Raw genomic sequence first — 18,659 nt, forward strand, 5'->3', positions numbered from 1 at the left:
GCGGCGCGGCCCCCCTGCCCACCGCCTGAAACCAAAACACCCGCGCCGGGACCGGCGCGGGTGTCTCCTGTCATCGGCAGATGGTTCAGGCGGTCTGCGGCGCGTCCGAGACGATCACCGCGGGATCGTCGGTATACAGCACTTCGGTCAGTGCCGCGCGGTGGCGCAGCACGGCGCGCTGGTTGACCGAGCCCTTGTCCGTCACCTCGCCCTTGTCGAGGTCGAGCGGATCGACCAGGAACATCGCCCGTGGCACCCGCAGCGAGGACCCGGTCGCCTTGGCATTGTAGGCCGCCAGCCGCTCGGCCACCTTGCCGCGGATCTCGGGATGGGCAATCAGCTCGGCGTCGGACATCTCGGCCCCGCCCGCGACCGCCGCCTCGAGCGCGGGACGGAACGGCACCAGCAGCGCGGCCAGTTCGTCATGCCCCTCGCCCACCACGACCACGTCGCGCGCCAGCCCGCCCAGCGCATTGGTCAGCGTCGCGCGCAGCGCGCCCACGGCGACCCAGGTGCCGGTCCCCAGCTTGAAGTTCTCGGCCACCCGCCCGTCAAAGAAGAACCCCTTGGACGGGTCCTCCGGATCGGCAAAGCGCAGCGCATCGCCCAGGCAGTAGAACCCGTCCTTGTCGAACGCCTCCTCGCTCAGCGCCTTGTTGCGCCAGTAGCCCGGAGTGACCGACGGGCCCTTGACCCGCGCCTCCCACTTGCCCTCGTTCGGGACCAGCTTCAGCTGCAGCTCTTTCGCCGGCACGCCAACGTTGCCCGGCCCGGCCGCCGGATCGGTGTTGAACAGCGCAAAGGGCGCGGTTTCCGTGGCGCCAAGGCCGGTCGCCAGGATCACCCGCTGCCCTGTGGTCTTGATCGACATCTCCTCGAGCTCGTCCCAGGTGTGCTGCGCCATCGCCGCCCCGGCATAGTACATCAGCTTGAGATCCCTGAAGAAGGCCTGGGCCAGCTCCGCATCGTCACGCATCGCCTCGAGCAGCATCTCGTAGCCCGCCGGCACGTTCCAGTACCAGTTGGTGTTGATCTCGCGCAGGTTGCGGATCGTCTCGGCCATGCCGTCCCGGGTGGGCCGCCCGCCGTCGATGTAGAAGGTTCCGCCGTTGTAGACCGCCGCGTTGAACACCAGGTTGCCGGCCGCCACGTGGTTCCAGGGCGCCCAATCGAGGATGATCGGCGGCTCGTCCCGCAGGTAGTCATAGCAATCGGTCATCATCTCCATGTTCGCACAAAGCATGAGGTGCGTCTGGATGACCGCCTTGGGCGAGCCCGTGGTCCCCGAGGTAAAGAGAAACTTGGCCACGCTTTTCGGGGCGACCGCGGTGCGCACGGCTTCGACCCGGTCCGAGGCCTCGGTGGCCAGCATGTCCTGCCAGCTGATGTGCAGCCCCGCGCCCGACTTGCCCAGCCGCGGCAGGTCCGGGAAGACCGCCTCGACCGCTGCGGCGTAGTCGTCCATGTTCTCGGCAAAGACGGCGCCCGGCGTGATCTGGTCACGCACCGATTTCAGCTTTTCGAAATCCTTGGAGACCAGCGAATAGGCCGGTGCGATGGCGGCCGAGGGGATGCCGACGAACTGCGCGGCCAGCGCCATCATGCCATGGGCGACCGAGTTGCCGGACAGGATCACCAGCGGCCGCTCGACCGAGAGCTTGAGGTCCAGCAGCACCTGGCCGATGGCGTACATCTTGAGGTAAAGCTCGCCATAGGTGACGCCGGCCCAGGCCCCCGTGGCGTCCCGCTCGGCCATCCACAGCCGCTTGGCATCGTAATCGGCCCAGAACCGGACCCGGTCGGCGATCCGCGCCGGGTAGGTCAGCAGCTCGCCCTCCTGCCAGACGATGATCGAGCCGTCGCTGCGCTTTTCCCATTTCACATCCGGCTGCCAAAGCCGGACCGGACGGATCGGTGCGTCGGTCATGTCGTGCCTCCCACTCGACAAAATAGTTTACGCGGAAATGTTTTCCACGGATAATGTTTGGCAGGCGACCCCGAGTCGCACAAGGGAGGAAAATCACCGAATGGAGTACCTGACGCAGGAATTGCGCGGCGATGTTGCCGTGATCGGTCTGAATCGTCCCGAGAAGAGGAATGCCATTTCCGACCGGTTTGTGGAAGAGCTTGCGACCGCGATCCGCTGGGCCGAGGACACTGCCAAGGCCGGCGTCATCTACGGGCACGGCCCTCATTTCTGCGCCGGGCTGGACCTGGCCGAGCATGTCAAGAAGACCCCGTTCGAAGGCGTGCACGGCTCGCGCCGCTGGCACGAGGTCTTTGGGTGGATCCAGAAGGGCAAGCTGCCCTGGTTCGCCGCGCTGCATGGTGCGGTGGTCGGCGGCGGTCTGGAGCTGGCCTCCTCTGTCCACGTCCGGGTCGCTGACTCCACGGCGTTTTTTGGCCTGCCCGAGGGGCAGCGCGGCATCTTCGTCGGCGGCGGCGCCTCGGTGCGCAGCGCCCGCCTGATGGGCGTGGCGCGGATGCAGGACATGATGCTGACCGGCCGCACCGTCGATGCGGACACGGCCGAGCGCTGGAACCTCGTGCAATACGTGGTCCCCGAGGGCGAAGCGGTCGAAAAGGCCGTGGCCCTGGCCGCACAGGCCGCGACCAATGCCGAGATCTCGAACTACGCGATCATCAACGCCCTGCCCCGGATCAACGACATGGCCACCGACGACGGCCTCTTCGTCGAAAGCTTCGTCTCAAGTTTCACCGCCACCAGCCCCGAAGCCGAGGCGCGCCTGAACGCATTCCTCAGCAAGAAGGCCGGCAAGGTCGCGCGGCCGGGCGAAAGCTGATGAACCAGGTCGCGCGGACGACCACGGCCGAGGCCGAGATCGAGCTGGGCTCGCTTTCGGGGTCGCTGGGGTTCCTGCTGCGCCTCGCGCAGGTCCGGGTGTTCGATGCGTTCTTCGAGGACCTCGCCGGCGAAGGAATCAAGCCGGGCGAATTCACCCTGCTCTGGGTGCTGTCGCTGAACGGCTCGCTGGCGCAGGGGAGCCTCGCCCGCGTGCTGTCGATCAAGCCCGCGCATATGACCAAGCTGGTCAGCCGGCTGGTCAAGGCGGGTCTCGTGCAGCGGGCCCCGTCGCGCGAAGACCGCCGCGTGGTGGACCTGTCCCTGACACCCGAGGGGACGGATTTCGTGGCCCGCCACAAGCCGGCCTTCATGGCCTTTCACACCCGCGAACGGGACCTGCTGTCCCCCGAGGATTTCGACGCCCTGACCGGCCTGTTGCGCCGCTTTACCGGGCTGGAAAAGGAAGACACATGCCGCTGAATCTCGACGACCTGATTGCCATCGACGTCCACACCCACGCCGAAGAACCCTGCTGCACCCATCGCGACGATGGCTACAACGAGTTCCAGGCCGGGATGGCCCGGTATTTCAAGAACCCGGCCGGGGCCGAGGGGATGCTGCCCACGGTGCAGGAAACGGCGCAGTATTTCCGCGAGCGCAGGATCGGCGCGGTGATCTTCCCCGTCGACGCCGAGCGCGAGACGGGCTTTCGCCGCTATTCCAATGAGGAAGTCGCGACCATCTGCGCCGAGAATGACGACATCCTGATCCCCTTTGCCAGCATCGACCCGTGGAAAGGCAAGATGGCCGCCCGCGAGGCGCGGCGCCTGATCAAGGATTTCGGCGTGCGTGGCTTCAAGTTCCACCCGACCTTCCAGGGCTTCTGGCCCAATGACCGCATGGCCTATCCGTTCTACGAGGTGCTCGAGGAAGAGGGCGTCGTCGCCCTGTTCCACACCGGCCAGACCGGCGTGGGCAGCGGCATGCGCGGCGGAATGGGGATGCGGTTGAAATATTCCAACCCCATGGCCATCGACGACGTGGCCGTCGATTTCCCCGATCTCAAGATCATCATGGCGCACCCCGCCTTCCCCTGGCAGGAGGAAGCACTGGCGGTCGCCCAGCACAAGCCCAACGTCTACATCGACCTCAGCGGCTGGTCGCCCAAGTATTTTCCCGAAATCCTGATCCGTTATTCCAACACGATGCTGCGACACAAGATGCTGTTCGGCAGCGACTGGCCGGCGATCACGCCGGACCGCTGGCTCAAGGATTTCGAGGCTGCACCGTTCCGGGATGAGGTTCGCCCGCTCATCCTGAAAGAAAACGCAAAGAGGTTGCTGAACCTCTGAAGGGCGCATCATGGGAGGACATGAGATGAAGAAAGCTCTGAAACTGACCGGGCTGGCCCTTGCGGCCGGGATGGCCTGGACCGCGGCCCAGGCCGAGAACCTGATGCTGGCCCCTGCCGCACCGGGCCCGCACCCGGCACATTACATGTACGAAAAATTCGCCGGTTTCCTGTCCGAGGAAACGGACGGCGCCTTCACCGGCACCATCATCGGGCCGGAAGTTGTGTCGCTGCCGCAGATGAAGGACGCGCTGCAGACCGGCCTGGCGCAGGTCGGCAACTCGCTGCCGCTGTACTTTGCCGCCGATTTCCCGCTGACCGGCAAGGCCGGGGACCTCGCGCTGCTGGGCCGCAGCTCGCACGCGATGGGCTGGGCGATGACCGAGTTCGGCGTCACCTGCGCGCCCTGCCAGGACGAGTACAAGAAGTTCGGCGCCGTGTTCATGGGCTCGGGCTCTTCGGACGTCTACGTGCTGCTGACCACCAAGCCGATCCGCACCCTCGATGACCTCAAGGGGATGCGCCTGCGGTCGGGCGGTGCGCCCTACTCGCGCTGGGCCGAGCATTTCGGCGCGACCCCGGTGAACCTGCCGGTGGGCGACACCTTCGAGGCGATGAGCCAGGGCACCATCGACGGCACCATGGCGTCGATCGTCGACATGCTGTCCTATCGCCTCGTGGACGTGGCCAAGTACGTGACCAACGTGCCGCTCGGCACCTATCACGTCACCAGCAACTTCACGATCTCGGCCGACGTCTGGAAGGGCCTTTCGGCCGACCAGCGAATGAAGCTGGCCCGCGCCGCCAACCGCGGCAACCCGCAGCTGACCGACCGCTGGGGCTTCCAGCTGCCCGCCGCCGCGCGTGAAGCCGTCGCTGGCACCGACATCGAGGTGATCGAGCCCGCCGAGGACTTCCTGGCCGCCTCGAACGCCTTCGCCGAAGAGGACGCCGCCGCCCGCGCCGCCGAAAGCGCGGAATCGGCCCAGTTCGCCGAGCTGGTCGAAAAGTGGACCGCCATCGTGGACGAGATCGGCAACGACCCCGAAGCCCTGGCCGCCCGCGCCTGGGACGAGATCTGGGCGAAGGTCGATTTCGAAACCTACGGGATGTGATCCTCTTGTGTCGGCCCGCCCCCTGCGCGGGGGCGGGTCGTCCTTCATCAAGAAAGACCGACATGGCACGCCTCGTCACATTCGCCGCCCAAGTGGCCAAGGTCATGGGCTATCTCAGCGCGCTCGCCGTCGTGGCGATGATGCTGCACATCTGCCTCGACGTGGTCCTGCGCAACGCGTTCCGGGTGTCTCTCGACACCGTGCCCGAGATCGTTGCCCGCTACTACATGACCGCCCTGGCCTTTCTGCCACTGGCCTGGCTCGAGATCCGCCGCGACATGATTTCCGTCGAGCTGCTCGATTTCGCCCTGACCCCCGGCACCCGCCGCGTGTCGGATTTCCTGGTGATGGTCGTGGCCACGGTGGTCTATGCCCTGCTGGCCTGGACCAACTGGGGCAAGGCCCTGGCCGAGACCCGGACCGGCACGCTGGTCGAGATCGCCACCTACAAGATGCCGGTCTGGCATTCGTTCTATTTCCCGGCCGTGGGCTTTACCCTGGCGGCGCTGATCTGCGCCCTGCTGTCCATCGGCCGCCTGCACCCCTATATCGGCACCCCGCTTGAAGAGGCCGCGAAATGAGCGTCGAAATCGGTCTTTGGGGCGTCGCCGCGCTGGGAGTGCTTCTGTTGCTGCGCCTGCCGGTGGCACTGGCGCTGATCATCGTGTCCTTCTCGGGGATCTGGGCGATGATCGGGTTGCGTCCGGCCATGGGCATCCTGACCAACACCCCCTATTCCTTTGTCGCCAGCTGGACCATGAGCGCGGTGCCCATGTTCCTGCTGATGGGCTTCGTCGCCTTCCACACCGGCCTCACGGCCGGGCTGTTCGAGGCGGCCAAGGTCTTCCTCGCCCGGCTGCCCGGGGGGCTCGCGATCTCGTCGATCTTCGCCTGCTCGGCCTTTGCCAGCGTCTCGGGCTCGTCGGTCGCGACCGCCGCCGCCATGGGCCGCATCGCCATCCCCGAGATGGTGCAGGCCGGCTACCGTCCGTCGATCGCCGCCGGCTCGATCGCCGCGGGCGGCACCATCGGCGCGCTGATCCCGCCGTCGATCCTGATGATCATCTACGGCATCATCGCCGAAACCTCGGTCACGCAGGTCTTTGTCGGCGGGCTGACCATCGGCATCCTGACCGCCATCTCCTACGCCGTGGTCGTGTTGGCGATCAGCTACGCCCGCCCCGACGTGATCCCGCCCCGCGCCCCCGTCGCCCCCGGCGAAGGTGCCCGCGTCTTCGTCCAGCTGCTGCCCATCGGCGCGCTGGTCCTGCTGGTCTTCGGCGGGCTCTTCTCGGGGCTCTTCACCGCGACCGAGGCGGGCGCGGTCGGCGCGCTGGGCACCGTTATCATCGCCGCCGTCACCGGCCGGCTGACCCGCACCGCGATTTCGCGTTCGCTGATCGAAACGGTGACGACCACCGGCTCGTTGCTGATCATCGGCATCGGCGCGACCATGTTCACCCGCTTCCTCGGCCTTTCGGGCGTGCAGAATTTCATCGCTCTGGCCGTGGCCGGGGCCGACCTCAGCTATCTCAGCCTGATGCTGGTCATCGTGGTGATCTACCTGATCCTCGGCACCTTCATGGAGCCCTTCGGCGCCATGCTGGTGACCCTGCCGGTCTTCCTGCCGGTGCTCGAGGCGCAGGACATCTCGCTCGTGTGGTTCGGCGTGCTGGTGGTCAAGCTGCTCGAGATCGGGATGATCACGCCGCCCGTGGGGCTGAACGTCTTCGTCATCCGGAACGTCGCCTCGGACTACGTGACGACGACGCAGGTCTTCAAGGGCGTGATCCCCTTCCTCGTGGCCGATATCGTCGTGGTGGCACTTGCCATCGGCTTTCCCGCGCTGGTGCTGTTCCTGCCCGGGCTCATGTGACGTTTTCCTTGTAAACCGACCCGTTCTGCCGCAAGGGGAACGGATCGGAGGAACGGGAACAGAGGCGCATGGCAGACCACCGGGACGGGTTCGAGCTGGCGGATACGCAGCGCACACTGGCCATCGCGCTCTTGCGCGCGCGCGAGACGGTGATGGAACGGTTCCGCCCCATGCTGGGCAGCGTCGGCGTGACCGAGCAGCAATGGCGCGTGTTGCGCGTGCTGCAGGAGACGGGCGAGACCGACGCCAGCCAGCTGGCCGCCCACGCCTGCATCCTGCCTCCGTCGCTGACGCGGATGCTCAAGACGCTCGAGACGCGCGGGTTCCTGACCGTGCGACGCGACCCGGACGACGGGCGGCGCCAGCTGATCTGCCTGACGCCCGAGGGCACCGATTTCCTGCACCAGGTCGCCCCGCAAAGCGCCGAGATCTACGCCCGCATCGAGGCCGCCATCGGCCCCGACCGGGTGCAGGCGCTGCTGGATGAGCTCGACCACCTGGTGCAGGCCCTCGGCCCCCGCGACTAGCGGTTGCGCGGCGTGCCCCGCACGTTGCGGAAGAAGGTCTTGAGCTTGTCGCTTTTCGGCGTGTCCTGGAAGGTCTCCTCGTAGGCCTGGTCCAGCAGCGACGGGTAGCCCAGCGTCTTGCGCGCCAGGATCTCGAAGAAACTCGCCACCCGCAGCCGCCGTTCGATGTCGATGGCCGCACCCGCCTCGCAGGTCGCCTTGCCCTCGGTGCCGAAGGCGGCGGCGAGGCTCTCGAAAGCGCTGGGCGTCAGCACGGCAAGCGCCCGTGCCTGCCATTTCGACACCCGCGAACAGACCGCCACGTCCTGCATGGCCTTGCCGAAGATGGCATAGCGATCCTCGGTATAGGTCTCGACCCCGCCGTCGAATTCGCAGCCGGGGATGGCATCGGCCTGCTCGCGGATGATCTCGCGATCGCCGAGGTAGTAGTGGAACTGCTTGCTGCAGAAATCCCGCGCGGCCGCGTCGTGGCTGTCGTAGATGCGCACCGGCCGGATGTCGGGCAGCTGCGCCAGGTTGGCCGGGGCGGTGGGCTCGGGTGCCTCCTCGGTGGCCTCGTCCTTGCCAGCCGCGACCCTGGCCGCCGCCGCCGTCTCGGCAACCACCTTGTCGAGGGCCGCTTGCAGTTCCTCGTAGGGGTCGCCTTCCTGCGCGCAGACGACGGTTCCGCGCTGGGTGGCCACCAGCACGCTCTTGTAGGCCGGCAATTCCTGCGCTTCGATCAGCGCGGACAGGCCGTAGGATTGCGCGGTGGTCTGCCCGACCATGCCGATCAGCCCCCGGGTGCCGCAGGCCGATTGCGGCGGCCCGAAATCCCGCGGGGTGATGTAGGAGATCCCGGTCAGGTAGATCGGCGCCGACACCACGAGGTCGACGCGGCGCTCGTTAGTGATCGTGGCCGGATCGCAGAGGATGTCGAATTCGGCCCCGAGACCGGTAAAGCGGATGTCCCCGCCCGCGGCCCGCCCGTTCCGTCGCGCCTCGTCGATGTCGAAGACGCCGATGTCGTCGATGCCAAGCTCGGGGTCGGCGGATACCATCTCGGTCAGCACGGCATCGCAGATCTTGATCACGTAGCCGGTGTAGCGGTCGCGCCCCAGGGGCCCGAGCGCGGCATGGGTGGCCACGTCTATCATCCGCTCGGACCGGTAGGAGAAGGGCCGCGAATGACTGCGCACGCCGACGCAAAGCTTCTTGCCCTGCGCGCGGCAGCTGTCCTGCCCGGCAGCGTCGAGCGTGGCCCGCGCCGCATCGCCGCCCGCCCCGGGCCCGTCGGCCGCGCCCCCCGGCGTCGCAAGGGCCAGGGCCAGGATCAGCGCAAACGGGCCTGGACGCATCATTCTCCCGCGACCTCCTGCGAGCCGCGGGTCATCCGGCCGCCGGTCTCGCGCATCCATTGCATGCCGCGCTTCAGCCGCCCCGGCGCAGGATCCGCGTCGAACACCTCCTCGGGGGTCTCGGACCCCTCGAGGAACAGGCCGAAGAAGAACAGGAACCAGATCACGACGGCGCTTTCCGACACGACCTCGCGGGTGAAGCGGTCGAAGAACTCGCCTTCGACCAGGTAATAGGGCCCCTGGCCAAAGGTCATGCGGATCAGGAAGGCGGCCAGCAAGACGAAGATCGCGATGCAGGTGAAGGCCGCGAACATGGTGCGCCGGGCGCTCCAGTTGTCGTGCTGGTCCATCATCGCGATGGCACCGAAGCACAGGACGAAGCCGCTCAGCATCATCGACATCAGGTAGGGGCCGTTGCCGCGCACGAAAAAGATGATCTCGGCCTTGCTGACGGTCAGCCCGCTGGCGATCCAGAGGTTGACGAAATCCACCAGCCCCAGCCCCACGAACAGCAAGGCGACGGCAGGATCGAGATGGCAAAGAAGCGGATGAAGGGAAAGCGCTTGAAATCCCACGGCTTCCAGGAATTGGCATCCTTGCGCATTTCCCACATCAGCAGCGCGGCCGAGACCGCCATGAAGACCGCGACGCCCCATTTCAGCACCGTCCACAGCGCCGATTTCGCGTAGATCCCGAGCCGCGCGTTGATCATCGCCTTCTTGGCGTCGCGGACGATTCCGGCGCAGATCGTGGCGGCGTCGCCGCCCGCCGGCAGGGCCGCGCAGGTCCGGACGGTCGCGGGCCGAGGCGCCAGCAGGGTAAAGGCCGAGGGCCGTTCGCTGACGGCGACGAGCCCCCTGGACTGGTCGTAGCCCAGCGCCACGGCGACCCGTTCGCCGGTTCCGGAATCGGTCGCCCAGCCCGCCCGGCATTCAAGCGGCACCGCGCCCGCGTCCTGCACCCAGAAGGCAGTGCAGATGGTCACCCAGTCCGCCTGTTGCGCGGCGGCCCGCGCGGATTCCGTGGTCGCGCCGGCCGCGTGCCGGTCGACCCGCGTCTCGATCTGCGGGTCCAGCCCGGCCGTGTTGGCCGAGCTGGGCAGGCGCCAATCGCACAGCATGTAGGCGCCGAGGCTCAGGAGGAACCCGCAGAGCATCGCGAGGAAGACCGACATGGCAAAGGAATTGTGCTCGGCGTTGTATTCGCGCTGGATATGGTCCTGCAGCACGCCGTAGGGGTCGTCGCTGCGGGTCTCCTTGATCGAGCGGTTGTTGCGGATGTAATGCACCGCGAACAGGGCCGAGGCGCTGTTCTTGAGCAGAAGCGCGCGCTGCTGGAAATCCGACATCGCGCCTTCGAACTCGTCCACGCTGTCGAAATCGCCGGGCTCGCGCAGCCCCTTGAGCCGGGCGCGCAGCTTGTCCCTCTCGGCCTCGAAGGTCTGGACCAGGGTGTCCACCTTGGCCAGGGTCTGGGCGGGAAAGTACAGCTGGCTGACCGCGCCGCTCACCGAAGGCGCCAGGAAATCGACCGCGTAAAGCGCGTCGCGGGCCTGGTTCATGTCGATCCGGTCCTCGATCCGGGCATGGATCGCCGGGTCCCAGCCGGCCTCGACCTGGGTGAACTCGCTCAGCAGCGGGGTCGGCACGTTGCACTTGATCTTGTCGGGCTGCGCGGGGATGCGGGCGGCGGCGCGCCCCTTGCGGCGCTTGCGCAGCTTCTCGCGTTCGACCCGTGCCTCTTCGGCTTCTTGCAGGAAGGTCTGCCAGCGGATGCCCGACAGGTCGTGGATCACCCGGAAGATGCCATGCGGGATGCCGGCCAGCCGCTGCGCGAGGCCGCGCAGGGTTTCCTCGACCGGGCGCATGGCGTTGATCGAGAACAGCGAGATCAGGAAGGCCGAGATGAAGATCGGCTTGCCATAGCCCAGCTCGGACAGGTTGAACGGGTCGGTGACCGGGTTCAGCACCCCGCCCGTCGCGCCCACCTGGCCGCGCGCGAACTCGGCCCTCGTGACCAGCTCGAGCAGCTCGGCCCAGCTGAGCAGCACCGCGTAGGCGAGGATGTAAAGCAGCGAGTACAGCAGGTATCCCGCGATCCATTCCCGGCCCGAGCACAGATCGGACACGCGCGCATCACGCAGGATCGGAAAGACGGCAAAGGGGTCGTTCTGGCCGACCCGCGAAAAGTTGCGGTTGGCTTCGACCAGCAGGGTGCAGGCGCCGAGGATGACAACGCCAACGTAGATCCACTGGTCCACGTTCCCGTTCATGTCAGGGGCGACGCGGTGGCGTCAGACGCATTCTTGAACGGACGGGTTGCAGGGCCCTGCCTCGACCTCGTCCGGTGCCGAAATGGCAAAGCCGAAGGCCAGGGCGAGAGCAGCCGCAGCGGCTATCATCAATCTTGCGGGCATGATTCGACATCCAATGGCTTGAAAAACATTCGCAATGGTATCATGAAACCGCTTTTGGAACAACTTTTGAGGGAATGCCCCACGACAGCCGCACAACCCCGCGTAAACGTTGGCTTTCCCGACGCCACCCCCGCGCGTAGCCTCCGCGGTTCCTACCCCTGTTCGAACCCCAAAAGGCAGCGCGTGCCGGCGGTAAAGGCGCCGTCGGCATTGTCGATCCGCACCCGCAACCCGAAGCTGCGCGAGGCGGCGTCGATCACCGGGTCCACGGCCGTGACCTCGCCCGCACGCGACGTGTCGCGGTCGGCATCCACGACCGTGACGGCGTCGCCCCGCGCGACCTCTCCGTAGGCGGCAGCGGGCAGCAGCGCCTCGGCGTACAGCGTGGAGACGTTGACGATTTCCAGCATCGGCTCGTCGGCGGCCGCGTATTCGCCCGGGTCCACATGGCGCGCGAGGACGCGGCCCGACACCGGTGCCACGATGGTGCGCAGGGCCAGCGCGGCCTCGGCGGCCTCGACTTCGATGCGCGAGGCGAACTGCGCATCCTCGGCTTCGGCCAGCTGGGCGCGGGCGACTTCCGTTTCGGCCAGCACTTCGTTCAGCTGGTTCTGCGAGGCCACGCCGCGGTCCGACAGCGATTGCAGCTGCGCCAGCCGCCGCTCGGCATCGGCCAGCTGCGCCTGCCGGGCGAGGATCGCGGCCATGCTTTCCGATCGGTGGCGAGCGGCGGCCAGCTGCGCCTCCTGCACCCGGCTCTCGATGCGGCCCAGCACTTGCCCGGCCTCGACCCGGTCGCCGCGGTCGACGCTCATCTCTTCGAGCAGCCCCGCCACGGGCGGCGCGATCTCGAGCTCGTCGGCAGGGCGCAGGATGCAGCTGATCGCCTCCTGCCCAGCCACCGGCGATGCAGCCAACAGGGCCAAGAACGCAAACCGTTTCATTCCAGCCCCCCGGCAAATGCCATCATGTCGTCCAAGCCATCCTCCATCCGGTTCAGATCGGCGCGCTGGCGGGCATGGACCGCCTCGACCCGCGCTTGTGCGCGGTCGAAATCCCGCACCGTCGGGCGCGCCGGCGGGTCCTGCCCCAGGATCGGATCCTCGGCCGAGAGCAGGTATTCGTAAAGCCCCGGATCGCCCTGTCGCGCGCAGCGGCCGATCAGCTGGCGGTCGATCCGCCCCGCCTCGTGCCGTTCAGTCAACAGGACGGTCAGCCCCCCGGCCGCGCGGGCGGCCTCATCCAGCCGGATGTCCGCCCCCCGCCCCGCCATGTTGGTCGCCACCGTGATCGTGCCCGCGATGCCCGCGCCGGCGATGATCTCGGCCTCTTCGGCGTCCTGCCGGGCCGAGAGGACCCGGTGCGGCAGGCCATGGGCGGTCAGCGCCGCACTGGCCTCCTCCGCCGCCTCGACGGTGCGGGTGCCGATCAGCACGGGGCGAGCCTCGGCCCGGTGCTCGGCGGCCAGTTCGGCCACGCGGACCCACTTGGCCGCGAGGTCCGGCAGGATCTCCACCCGCCCCTGGCGGCGCTGGCTGGGGCGGTGTGTCGGCACGGGCATGACCGTCAGGTCATAGGTCGCCCGCAGCTCGCGCGCGGTTTCGGCCAGCGTGCCCGACAGGCCCGAGAGCCGCAGGTAACGGCGAAAGAACCGCTGGAAGGTCAACCGGCCCAGCGTCGCGCGTTCCTCTCCCGGGGGCAGCCCCTCCTTGACCTCGACCATCTGGTGCAGCCCCTCGGACCAAGTGCGGTCGGGCATGACGCGGCCGGTGTTCTCGTCCACGATCTCGACCTTGCCCTCGCGCAAGATGTAATGCACGTCGCGCGTCAGGATGTGCAGCGCGTAAAGCGCACGTTCCGCCAGCTCGCGCGCGCGACGGCGGCCGGACCAGACGCCGCCCAGGTCTTCGGAGGTGCCGGCGACCACCGCCTCGCCCTCCTCGGTCAGCGACACGGGCCGGTCGCTGCCGGGGGCGAGCGTGTAGTCGGTGCCTTCGCCCAGCAGCCGCGCCAGCCAGACCGCCTGCTTCGCCACCGTCGCCATCTCTGCATTGCCCGAGGGGGCCGAGATCACCAGCGGCGTGCGCGCCTCGTCGATCATCACGCTGTCGGCCTCGTCCACGATGGCGGACCAGAGCCCGCGCATGATCGGCGCCTCGCCCCGGCCCCATTGCGCGTCCAGCTTCAGCCCCAGGGTCGAGGCATCGCCATGGGCGATCCGGTCCTTGAGGTGGTCAAAGGCGATTTCCTTGGACGAGGCATAGACGATGTCGCAGGCGTAGATCTCGCGCCGGTCGGGCGGGGTCGCGTCGGGGTCGATCCCGCCGCAGGTGAGGCCCAGCCAGTCGAACAGCGCGCGCCCTTCCTCGAGGTCGCGCAGCGCGAGGTAATCGTTGGCGGTGATGACGTGGACGGGCCAGCCCTCGGCCGCCTGAAGCGCGGCAGCCATAATCGTCACCAGTGTCTTGCCCTCGCCGGTCGCCATCTCGACGCCGGTGCGGTTCGACAAGGCGGTGGCGGCGACCAGCTGGACCGGGTGCGGAAAAAGGCCGGTGGCGCGGCGGGTGACCTCGCGCAGGGCGGCGAGGCGTTTGGGCGGATCGCCCGCGCCGCGACGGGCGGCAGAGGACAGCGCCAGCCATTCCGATTTCAGCGCGGCGTCGTCCAGCCCGGCGCATGGCGCGGCATGCCGCTCGGCCCCGCGCGCCTGCGTCCAGGCGTCCCGCGCGCGCAGTTTCGTGGCGACTGGGGCCAGGGCACCGCGCGCAAATTGGCCCAGGTCGAACCCGTCACGTTTCGGCGCAGCGGTCCGGATGTGATCCGGGAACGGCGGCAGGGCGCGTTGCAGGCTCATAGCGCGAGCCGCGACAGGAAGGTCTGGCGGATCGCCCGCCAGATGCGCGGCGCCAGCGGCGTGAGGCCATGGTCGAAGCGGACCCAGACCAGCTGGCCCACTGCCACGTCGGAAAAGGCGAGGTCGGTGGTGATCTCGGCCAGGTGGAAGGGCTGCGCGGTGCGGCGGGCATTCTCGTCCGAGGGGTCCATGACCAGGGGCCCGCCAGCGGCCTGCGAGAGGCCCGGGTGGTCCAGCTGCCGCGTCGCCTCGGGCGCCAGAGCGGTGAGCGTTGCAGGCAGCGCGTCGAAGCCCCGGCCGGGGATCAGCAGGGTAACGGCGGCAGGCGCGGCGCTGACAAGGTCGATGCGGGAGGCAGGCACGGCCGCCCGCAGGTCGACCCGCGCGGCATCGGGCAGAAGGAAGCCCAGCTCGGCCCCTTCCGACAGGCCCCGGCCGGGCACGAAGATCTCGGGCCGGGCAAGGAAGCGGCCGGGCGCATCCGCCGCGACGGCAAGGCGAGCAAGGTCGGCCTGCAGCTCGGCCTGCTCCTCGGCCAGGTAGCCGATCTCGGCCCGGGTCCGTGCGGCCTGGTCGCCGGTGGCGGCGTCCGCCTCGAACCGGGCGAGCCGCGCGTTCGCGGTCTCCAGCCGTGCTTCGACCACGGCCAGCTGGTTTTCAGCCAGCGGCGCGCCGAGGCGGGCGAGAACCGCGCCGCCATCCACATGCGCGCCCGAGGGGACGGCACGCGTTGTGATCAGCGCCTGCACCGGCGCCGCGATTCGGGCAGAGTCAGGCGCGACCACGGTAGCCGGCGCGACGGTGCCATGGGGCAGCGGCACCAGTGTCAGCAGCGCGGCCGGGATGCCGACCAACAGCAGGGTTACGCCCCAGGCCTTGCGCCGGTTGGTCGTCAGCCGCGGGTTGGTGACCAGGTGCCAGACCCCTTGCGCGATGGGCAGCACGATGGTCGAGGTCACCGACCAGGTCGCCAGCGCCAGCCCGACGACGCGGTAAGTCTGCGCCACAAACAGTGCGATCGAGAGGGTGAGGAAGATCCGGTAAGCATAGGAAAGCGGATGATAAAGCGCGAACCACCAGGTCTCGGACCGGGTGCGGGCGGGATTCTCCCAGCTGTCCATGCCGTAGAGCTTGGCGTGCAGCAGCCAGCCCCACCATTTCTGGCTGCGCCCGGCCAGGTTCTGCACGCCGATGAGGTCCGACAGCATGAAATAGGCGTCGAAACGGAGCAGCGGATTGCCGTTGAAGAGGAAGGTCGAGACCCCCGCGATCAGCAGCGTGTTGAAGGCGATGGCCGTCGCCGCACCCGTCTCGGCGTTCAGCCAGACGAACATGGCGAGCGTGGCCAGCAGCGCCTCGGCCATCATGCCGGCGCCGCCCACCACCAGCCGCGCCCGGCGCGAGCGGAAGGCGGCGGCCTCGGACGCGTCGACGTAGGGCGCGGGCAGGAAGACCAGGAACATGATGCCGAATTCGCGCACCTGCCCGCCCCAATGGCGCACGGCCCAGCCGTGGGCCATCTCGTGCAGGGCCTTGGCGAAGGGGAAGACCAGCGCCGCCACCAGCAGGTTGTCGGCCGCCAGCGCGCGGTCGATGATCGCGCCGCTCAAGGTGTCCCAATGGGTCACGGCCTGCACGGCAAGCCATGTGACGGCCATCAGCCAGAGCAGCAGGCCGACCCAGGAAAACAGCGGCCGCACAAAGGGATAGGTGGCGTTTATGATGCGGACGGGATCGAATAGCGGCACCCGGATGAAGAGCGGGGATTTCAGCTTTTGCACGATCTTCTGGCGCTGCATCCGCCGGGCGCGGTGGCCGAATTCGGCCAGGCTGGGCGCGGTGCCGGCGTTCAGCGCATCGGCCTGGTGCAGCTGGCCCAGCAGCCGGATCGTTTCGTCCTGCCCCGGCGCGCCGTCGCCGAAGCGGTCGAGCACCCGGCGCCAGATCGCATCCAGCGTCTGCCGCCCGTCAAAGGCGCCGATGATCGCGTAACTCGCCGCATCCAGGCGAAAAAAGCGGTTGGTCTCGGGGGCCGACAGGATGTGCCAGACCTCGCCCTGTTCCACCCGCCGCGTCACACGAACGCCGGGGCGCAGGCGCGGCGCGATGCCCTCGACCTTGTACCAATAGGGCGAAAAGAGCGGCGCGTCCTGGGTGGGCGCGCTCATGGCCAGAGGCTCCAGAGCTTGAGGCGCAGGCTTTCGGCATAGGGTTTGGCCCAGGTCAGCACCCAGAGGTCGCGGCCGGTGACGACCTTGGCGACGCCCTCCATCCCGAGGCCGAGGTCGGGGGGCACCTCGCCCGTCAGCTCGGCGTTGACGCGGAAGGTGTTTTCGCCATCCCGCGCCTCGGTCAGCGGGGTCACCTGCGTGACCTCGAAGGGCAGCGCGCGGTCCGGCATGGCCGAGAGGCGCAGCGTGCCCGCCTGCCCCACGGCGACGCGGTCGATGGCGGCGTCGGGCACGTGCAGCGTCAGGCTGCGCCGTTCCAGCGGGGCCAGCACCATCAGCTCGGCCCCGCGCGCGACGGGGGCGCCGACCTTGCCCTCGGTCTGGTCCAGCGTGACCGTGCCGTCGAAGGGCGCGCGCATCCGCCCCGCCTCGAGCTGGGCATTGACCAGCGCGAGCTGGGCGTCGATTTCGGCGATCTCGGCGGTCAGGACCGACAGGGCGGCGCGGTCGTTCTGGGCCACGGCCGCGTCGCGCTCGATCTCCTTCTGGCGGCGGGTCGCCTCCTGCCGCAGGCGGTCGAGCTGCAGCTCCTGTTCGTCGAGGCGGGCGAGTTCCTGCCCCTGCACCACCCGGTCGCCCACGCGCACGAGGCGTTCGTCGAGGAAGCCGTCGAAGGGGGCCGAGATGACGACGCGGCCGTCCGAGGTGATCTCGGCATCCGCCGTCACGCGCGCGGGCGCTGTGACGGTGGCCCCGGCGATCACCAGCCCGATCAGCACCAGCGCGGCCAGCTTCCAGCCCAGCGCCTTGGGGCCAAGGACCTGGCCAAGCGCATGGGCGATGCCCTCGAAAGCCCGGGTGATCCAGAAGCGATCGTCGCGGCGCTTGACCTCAAGCAGGGGCGCCAGCGCGTCGCCGGCGATGTCGAGCGCGGCAAGGTGGCGGGCGGCGGCGTCCGGGTCGGCGAATTCGGCCAGGATCACGCCCCAGGGGTCCTGGATGTCGCCGATGGGTAGCGCCGCGACCGAGCCGCTGCCGCTGGCCCGGGCCAGCGCCTCGGACTGGCGGCGCGACAGGGCGGCGGCATCGTCGCCCGCGGGCCAGGTGACGGCGTCGCGCTGGTCCAGCGCCTCGTCGGCGGCGGCGGTCAGCAGGTCGAGCGCGCGGGAGCGGCCGGCGGTGTCGGCCACATGGCTCATCGCCTCGATCTTCGCCCCCCGCCGCCTTGCGCGGGCGATGGCGACACGATCGGCGCCGAAGGCCAGCGCCAGCTCGGTCGCGGCGGTGCGGGCGGCGTCCTTGTAGCCGCGTGTTTCCAGCGCCCGGGCCAGCAGGCGCAGGGCGCGGATCGGGCCGTCATCGCGAGTCGCCTGGGGTGCCACGGGCAGGTCGCGCAGGGACTGGCGGTGCAGATGCGCCTCGACCCCCGCCGCGCCCCACTGCAGGCGGGTCAGCGCGCGGGTGCCGGCCTCGGGCGTCTCGGCCGGGATCTCGGCCGCTGCAACAGCGAGGGTGCCGCCCGCGTTGATCGCCATGGCGACGGCCACGCGCCCCGGCCCGGCCTGGCGCAGGGCGGGCTTGCCATGTTCGGCCACGGCGCCCACGGCGGCGCGCACCGGCTCGGACGGGTCCCAGTCCGACGGCGCACGGCCCTGAGGGCGCAGAACCCCGTCGGGTTCGCGCACGAGCAGGAGGACCGAGGCGCCCTCTCCCAACTCGCGGGCCTGGCCCGCCGTCCAGCCCATGGCAAAGAGCACATGGGCAGACAGCGGCGCGGCCGGTTCAGACGTCGAGTTTGCCGAAAAGCTGTTCATATTCCTTGACGCGCCGATCGAGCAGGAGGGACAGGCGCTTGGCCGCGTAGGGCGAGAGCACGATGCGGTCCGAAAGGCGCACGACCAGCTCTTCCTGGCCGGTGGCGTTCCAGGTCTGGTTGGTGCCGAAGAGCAGCGTCATTTCCTCGCGCGTGGCCAGCACGTTGACCACGTTGGCAAAGGACGAGCCCATGTCGCTGTCGTCCCAGCGCACGCGCGGGACGGCGGTCCCCAAGGGGGGCATCTGCGGCGCGCTGGTCTCGGCCTTGGCCTCGGCCGCGTCGTCCTTGGGCGTGGCCTTGGCCTTGTCCTTGGTCTCGGTCATCTCAATATCCTGACATAATAATCGGTTAGGTGTCACGCGTTCCGGCAGAGCCGAGGCCGAAGCGGCC

General features: G+C 68.7%; 17 protein-coding genes. 7 read left to right on the forward strand and 10 right to left on the reverse strand.

Features of this window, described 5'->3' with window-relative positions; all coding sequences use genetic code 11:
* Positions 1–85 precede the first annotated feature (85 nt).
* Positions 86–1,927 carry a feruloyl-CoA synthase gene (locus tag MF270_RS04850; protein ID WP_238364723.1) on the reverse strand — a complete coding sequence of 614 codons (1,842 nt, stop codon included), beginning with the start codon at positions 1,925–1,927 and terminating at the stop codon, positions 86–88.
* Positions 1,928–2,027: 100 nt separating this feature from the next.
* On the opposite strand from MF270_RS04850, the gene MF270_RS04855 reads away from it, so the two are divergent.
* The 7 genes from MF270_RS04855 to hpaR all read left to right on the forward strand — a co-directional run bounded on the left by MF270_RS04855 (position 2,028) and on the right by hpaR (position 7,675).
* Positions 2,028–2,804, forward strand: a complete 777-nt coding sequence (locus MF270_RS04855; RefSeq protein ID WP_238364724.1) for a crotonase/enoyl-CoA hydratase family protein — start codon at positions 2,028–2,030, stop codon at positions 2,802–2,804.
* On the forward strand, positions 2,804–3,286 hold the full coding sequence (locus tag MF270_RS04860; protein ID WP_238364725.1) for a MarR family winged helix-turn-helix transcriptional regulator: 483 nt from the start codon (positions 2,804–2,806) through the stop codon (positions 3,284–3,286). Before MF270_RS04855 ends, MF270_RS04860 begins: the two co-directional genes overlap by 1 nt.
* Positions 3,277–4,158: an amidohydrolase family protein gene (locus MF270_RS04865; protein ID WP_238364726.1), complete on the forward strand. Its 882-nt coding sequence runs from the start codon at positions 3,277–3,279 to the stop codon at positions 4,156–4,158. Before MF270_RS04860 ends, MF270_RS04865 begins: the two co-directional genes overlap by 10 nt.
* Before the next feature lie 25 nt (positions 4,159–4,183).
* Complete coding sequence (dctP, locus tag MF270_RS04870; protein WP_238364727.1) at positions 4,184–5,272, forward strand: TRAP transporter substrate-binding protein DctP; 1,089 nt, start codon at positions 4,184–4,186, stop codon at positions 5,270–5,272.
* Between the two features lie 62 nt (positions 5,273–5,334).
* Positions 5,335–5,853 carry a TRAP transporter small permease gene (locus MF270_RS04875; RefSeq protein WP_238364728.1) on the forward strand — a complete coding sequence of 173 codons (519 nt, stop codon included), beginning with the start codon at positions 5,335–5,337 and terminating at the stop codon, positions 5,851–5,853.
* Positions 5,850–7,148, forward strand: a complete 1,299-nt coding sequence (locus MF270_RS04880) for a TRAP transporter large permease (protein WP_238364729.1) — start codon at positions 5,850–5,852, stop codon at positions 7,146–7,148. Before MF270_RS04875 ends, MF270_RS04880 begins: the two co-directional genes overlap by 4 nt.
* 68 nt (positions 7,149–7,216) lie before the next feature.
* Positions 7,217–7,675 (forward strand): homoprotocatechuate degradation operon regulator HpaR, encoded by a 459-nt coding sequence (hpaR, locus tag MF270_RS04885; RefSeq protein ID WP_238364730.1) that lies wholly within the window; start codon positions 7,217–7,219, stop codon positions 7,673–7,675.
* Here hpaR and MF270_RS04890 read toward each other — a convergent pair.
* From MF270_RS04890 to MF270_RS04925, 9 genes are all read right to left on the reverse strand, one after another.
* Positions 7,672–9,015: a type 2 periplasmic-binding domain-containing protein gene (locus MF270_RS04890; RefSeq protein WP_238364731.1), complete on the reverse strand. Its 1,344-nt coding sequence runs from the start codon at positions 9,013–9,015 to the stop codon at positions 7,672–7,674. The two genes, hpaR and MF270_RS04890, sit on opposite strands and share 4 nt — an antisense overlap.
* On the reverse strand, positions 9,012–9,503 hold the full coding sequence (locus MF270_RS04895; RefSeq protein ID WP_238364732.1) for a hypothetical protein: 492 nt from the start codon (positions 9,501–9,503) through the stop codon (positions 9,012–9,014). The genes MF270_RS04890 and MF270_RS04895 overlap by 4 nt, the downstream gene beginning before the upstream one ends.
* Positions 9,467–11,284, reverse strand: a complete 1,818-nt coding sequence (locus tag MF270_RS04900; protein WP_238364733.1) for a hypothetical protein — start codon at positions 11,282–11,284, stop codon at positions 9,467–9,469. Before MF270_RS04900 ends, MF270_RS04895 begins: the two co-directional genes overlap by 37 nt.
* Positions 11,285–11,305: 21 nt before the next feature.
* On the reverse strand, positions 11,306–11,428 hold the full coding sequence (locus MF270_RS28150; RefSeq protein WP_272490673.1) for a hypothetical protein: 123 nt from the start codon (positions 11,426–11,428) through the stop codon (positions 11,306–11,308).
* A 152-nt stretch (positions 11,429–11,580) separates the two neighbouring features.
* On the reverse strand, positions 11,581–12,372 hold the full coding sequence (locus MF270_RS04905; protein WP_238364734.1) for an efflux RND transporter periplasmic adaptor subunit: 792 nt from the start codon (positions 12,370–12,372) through the stop codon (positions 11,581–11,583).
* On the reverse strand, positions 12,369–14,282 hold the full coding sequence (locus MF270_RS04910) for a preprotein translocase subunit SecA (protein ID WP_238364735.1): 1,914 nt from the start codon (positions 14,280–14,282) through the stop codon (positions 12,369–12,371). The genes MF270_RS04905 and MF270_RS04910 overlap by 4 nt, the downstream gene beginning before the upstream one ends.
* A complete protein-coding gene (locus MF270_RS04915; RefSeq protein WP_238364736.1) occupies positions 14,279–16,450 on the reverse strand; it encodes a PqqD family peptide modification chaperone in 2,172 nt (723 codons plus the stop codon). The genes MF270_RS04910 and MF270_RS04915 overlap by 4 nt, the downstream gene beginning before the upstream one ends.
* Positions 16,447–18,267 (reverse strand): RND family efflux transporter, encoded by a 1,821-nt coding sequence (locus tag MF270_RS04920; RefSeq protein ID WP_238364737.1) that lies wholly within the window; start codon positions 18,265–18,267, stop codon positions 16,447–16,449. Before MF270_RS04920 ends, MF270_RS04915 begins: the two co-directional genes overlap by 4 nt.
* On the reverse strand, positions 18,236–18,592 hold the full coding sequence (locus tag MF270_RS04925) for a DUF3467 domain-containing protein (RefSeq protein ID WP_238364738.1): 357 nt from the start codon (positions 18,590–18,592) through the stop codon (positions 18,236–18,238). The genes MF270_RS04920 and MF270_RS04925 overlap by 32 nt, the downstream gene beginning before the upstream one ends.
* Between the last annotated feature and the right edge of the window lie 67 nt (positions 18,593–18,659).

The organism is Mesobacterium pallidum, assembly GCF_019966535.1.
Lineage (GTDB): Bacteria > Pseudomonadota > Alphaproteobacteria > Rhodobacterales > Rhodobacteraceae > Mesobacterium > Mesobacterium pallidum.